Genomic DNA, 4,045 nt, shown 5'->3' with positions numbered 1-4,045 from the left:
CGATGAAGGTGTGTCATTCAACAGTGATGTCGACTGACACACCCTCATCGCGAGCAGGCTCACTCCTACAGGGGATCAAGGTGTTGCTGTTATTTGGCGCCGTGCTCGCGCCCGCGCAGCAGGTTGTTCGGCATCGCAATTGCCGCTGCCAGCCCCAGCAGCGACACCGCGGTACTCACCCACAGCAGATGCCGGAACGTCACCGAAAGCTCGGCGCGCAAGGCGTTCTGCGCATCGCCCGGTGCGGCGTTCAAACCGTCGAGCAGCACATTGCCCGAATGCCCTTCGCTGAGCAGCGAGTTGCTCGCCAGATGGGCGAAACTCGAATCCTGCAACAACGCCAGCAACAGCGCCGACATCAACGCCACACCCACCGCGCCGCCCAGCGAGCGGAACAGATTGGTGGTGCTGGTGGCGACGCCGATGTCGCGTTGCTCCACCGAGTTCTGCGTACCCACCAGTGAAGTCGGGAACTGCATGCCGCCGGCAATCCCGCTGAGCAGCATGAACAGGCTGCTGACCAGCGTCGCATCGGGTGGGCTGAACGCCATGCCGAGAATCGAGATCGGCATCAGCAGCGCGCCGGTCAGAATCTGTGGTTTGTAGCGACCGGTCACCGAAGTACGGCGTCCGGCGAAATAAGCGCCGATCGGCAGGCCCATCGCCAGCGGCAGCAAGTGCAATGCCGCCGCATCCGCCCCAGCGCCGGTGACGCTCTGAAAGCGCAGCGGCATCAGCACGATCAGCGAGATCGCCTGAAAACTGGTGAAGAAAATCGTGCACCAGCACAGCAACGCGTTGCGGTTGGTGAACAAGTGCATCGGCAGCAGCGGCTCACGCGCCCGGCGTTCATGCCAGACGAACACCGCCAGCACCAGCACCGCGCAGGCGAACAAACCGAGCACTTCACTGCTGCGCCACGAATGACCCTGACCGACCTGGGTGATGGCCAGCAGCAGCGCGGTCAAACCGATGATCATCAACAGCGTGCCGAGGTAGTCGATGATCGGTTTGCGCTGCGGAATCGGCAGCCCGCGCAGATTGCGATTGGCAACCCACCAGGCGCCCAGTCCCAGTGGCAGATTGATCAGGAACACCCAGCGCCACGACAGGTATTCGGTCATGTAGCCGCCGAGCACCGGCCCGGCGACGCTGGCCACCGCGTACATGCTGCTGAAGTAGCCCTGATAACGCCCACGTTCGCGCGGCGGGACGATGTCGCCGATGATCGCCTGACTCACCGAAATCATTCCGCCGGCACCGATGCCCTGAAGAATCCGCGCCAGCACCAGTTGTTCCATGCTTTGCGCCATGCCACAGAACAGCGAGGCCAGTGTGAACAGGCCCATGCCGAACAGCATCAGTTTGCGTCGCCCGTACAAATCGCCGAGTTTGCCGTAGATCGGCACCGCCACGGTCATTGCCACCATGTACCCGGAAATCACCCAGGCCAGCAGGCTGACGTCCTTGAACTGTGCGGAGATGGCGGGCATCGAGACGGCGACGATGGTCTGGTCCAGCGCGCCGAGAAAAATCGCCATCATTAACGCGACCAGCACGCTGCGAATGGCCGGTTTGGGCGTTTCAGGGTGATTGAGATTGGTCACGGGCGAGCCTGCGGGCAGTGATGGACCCGCACGGCCATTGCGCGCGGGTGGATGCTCGCCAGTGTAAGTCGGTAGCAGGCTATTCGATAGCCTCGTACGGAAGTCCGACGTAATTTTCTGCAATGGTTTTTCGACCCGCTTCTGAACTGACAAAGTAGTCCAGTTCCGAGGCGCTGATCCGTTGGCTGAAATCATCGTGCTCGTCGAAGCGGTGCAGCATCGAGGTCATCCACCAGGAGAAACGTTCGGCTTTCCATACCCGGCGCAGGCAGATTTCCGAGTATTTCTCCAGCAGATCGGTGCGCCCTTCGCGATAAACCTTCAGCAGAATGTTGAACAGCGTACTGACATCGCTGGCGGCCAGGTTCAGGCCCTTGGCGCCGGTGGGCGGTACAATGTGCGCGGCATCGCCGAGCAGAAACATCCGTCCGTACTGCATCGGCTCGACGACAAAACTGCGCAGCGGCGCGATGCTTTTTTCAATCGACGGGCCAGTCACCAGTTTCTCGGCAAGCGCGGCGGGCAGACGGGTTTTCAGCTCAGCCCAAAAGCGCTCGTCGGACCAGTCGGCAACGTTCTCCTCGGCCGGCACTTGCAGGTAATAACGGGTACGGGTGGCCGAACGCATGCTGCACAGGGCGAAGCCGCGTTCGTGCCGGGCGTAGACCAGCTCTTCGTGCACTGGCGGGGTGTCAGCGAGAATCCCCAACCAGCCGAACGGATAGACCCGCTCGAAGATCTTCAGGCAGGCCTCGGGAATCGACTGCCGGGCCACGCCGTGAAAACCATCGCAACCGGCGATGTAATCGCAATCGACGCGCCAGGTTTCGCCATCCTTTTCGAAGGTGACAAAGGCCTCGTCGCTTTTCATGCCGTGAGGAACGACATGGCTCACTTCATAAAACGACATTGCGCCAGCCTCCCGACGAGCGGCCATCAGGTCGCGCGTGACTTCGGTCTGACCGTAAACCATGACGGTTTTGCCGCCGGTCAAAGCCTGCAGATCGATGTGTGCCAGACGCCCATCCAGTGCCAGATCGAAGCCGGCGTGCACCAGCCCTTCGGCATCCATGCGCGCGCCTACGCCGGCCTGGCGCAACAGCTCTACCATGCCTTGTTCAAGCACGCCGGCGCGAATTCGTCCGAGGACATAGTCGGGTGTCTGGCGTTCGACAATCAGGGTGTCGATGCCGGCGTTGTGCAGCAACTGACCGAGGAGCAATCCGGACGGACCGGCGCCAATGATGGCGACTTGGGTTTTCAGCGTTTTCATTGTTTTTATGACTCGCAAGCTTCACGCGACAGGCGCCGGTGAATGATTTTTATGGATCGAGTGCTTGCATTTTTCCCTTGCGGGTCTGTCAATTGAAGGTGAAAACTGAGCCGATACCTGTACATTCTGCCAATCGGTGCGATTATCGCCCGCAACCTCGAGGCCTGGATTGAAGTGATGAACAAGCCTGACCTGCCTTCGATTCCGGTGTTCAAGCTCTACGGTGAAAGCCTGGACTGGCCGACCCCTGACTTGCTGCACTGTGAAACCATTTCCAAACGCAGCCGCGAACATCAATGGGAAATCAAACCCCACCGCCACGCCGATTTGTGCCAGTTGCTCTTCGTCTTCAAAGGTCAGGCAGAGCTTGAAATCGAAGGTCAACGCACGCAGCTCAACCAACCCGCGATTCAAGTCCTGCCACCGTTGTCGGTGCATGGCTTTCGCTTTTCCGAGGACGTCGAAGGATTCGTCGTCACCCTCGCCAATCCGCTGATCAATCACCTGCAGGCGCAACTGGGCAGTTCGGTGCACGCACTGGCCCAGGCCGAGCACTACCCGGCGGGCAAGGACGCGGAGTACCTGAACAGTCTGTTTTCAGCGTTGCAGGCCGAGTACAACGGCCATCAACCCGCGCGGGAAATGCTCATGCATTCGCTGGTCAGCGTGATCATGGTCTGGGTCAGCCGTCAGGCGCTCGTGCGCCATAACGCCAGCCAGCGGCCGCAACGCCAGCGCGAATACCTCAACGGGTTCATTCAATTGGTGGAGGAGACTTACCGCCAGCATGTGAAGGTCGAAGACCTCGCCCATCGCCTGGGGATTTCGGTGTCACACCTCAATGGCACCTGCCGCGAACTGGCAGGGCAGCCGGCGCTGCAGATCATGCACGAACGCCAGTTGCTGGAAGCCAAACGTTTGCTGACCTACACCAGCATGACCATTTACGAGATGTCGGAGTTGTTGGGATTTTCCGATCCGACCAACTTCACGCGCTTGTTCCGGCGCAGGGTGGGCATTTCGCCAAAGGCGTTTCGTGACCGGCTGAAGGCCGAGCAGTGATCCTGTAAACCTGGCGATATCCTGTGGGAGGGGGCTTGCTCCCGAAAGCGGTGTATCAGTGTGCATCAATGCTGAATGGCACACCGCATTCGGGAGCAAGCCC

At 60.2% G+C, this 4,045-nt stretch carries 3 protein-coding genes; 1 reads left to right on the top strand and 2 read right to left on the bottom strand.

The features are described 5' to 3' along the window. Positions 1-89: 89 nt before the first annotated feature. Together QMX91_RS29480 and pobA are read right to left on the bottom strand one after the other, a co-directional pair. Positions 90-1,607: an MDR family MFS transporter gene (locus QMX91_RS29480; RefSeq protein WP_098965330.1), complete on the bottom strand. Its 1,518-nt coding sequence runs from the start codon at positions 1,605-1,607 to the stop codon at positions 90-92. Between the two features lie 79 nt (positions 1,608-1,686). Further along, positions 1,687-2,880 carry a 4-hydroxybenzoate 3-monooxygenase gene (gene pobA, locus QMX91_RS29475; protein WP_282413796.1) on the bottom strand — a complete coding sequence of 398 codons (1,194 nt, stop codon included), beginning with the start codon at positions 2,878-2,880 and terminating at the stop codon, positions 1,687-1,689. A gap of 177 nt (positions 2,881-3,057) precedes the next feature. Between pobA and QMX91_RS29470 the strand changes: the two genes are divergently transcribed. Beyond that, positions 3,058-3,942, top strand: a complete 885-nt coding sequence (locus QMX91_RS29470; protein ID WP_007964041.1) for a helix-turn-helix domain-containing protein — start codon at positions 3,058-3,060, stop codon at positions 3,940-3,942. Positions 3,943-4,045: the final 103 nt, after the last annotated feature.

It is taken from the genome of Pseudomonas sp. PS01299 (assembly GCF_029960145.1).
Classification (GTDB): domain Bacteria; phylum Pseudomonadota; class Gammaproteobacteria; order Pseudomonadales; family Pseudomonadaceae; genus Aquipseudomonas; species Aquipseudomonas putida_A.
This window is presented reverse-complemented; position numbering and strand designations above follow the sequence as displayed.

Coding starts and splice junctions, on each gene's coding strand:
- pobA (WP_282413796.1), bottom strand. CDS start 2,880: ATGAAAACGCTGAAAACCCAAGTCGCCATCATTGGCGCCGGTCCGTCC.
- QMX91_RS29470 (WP_007964041.1), top strand. CDS start 3,058: ATGAACAAGCCTGACCTGCCTTCGATTCCGGTGTTCAAGCTCTACGGT.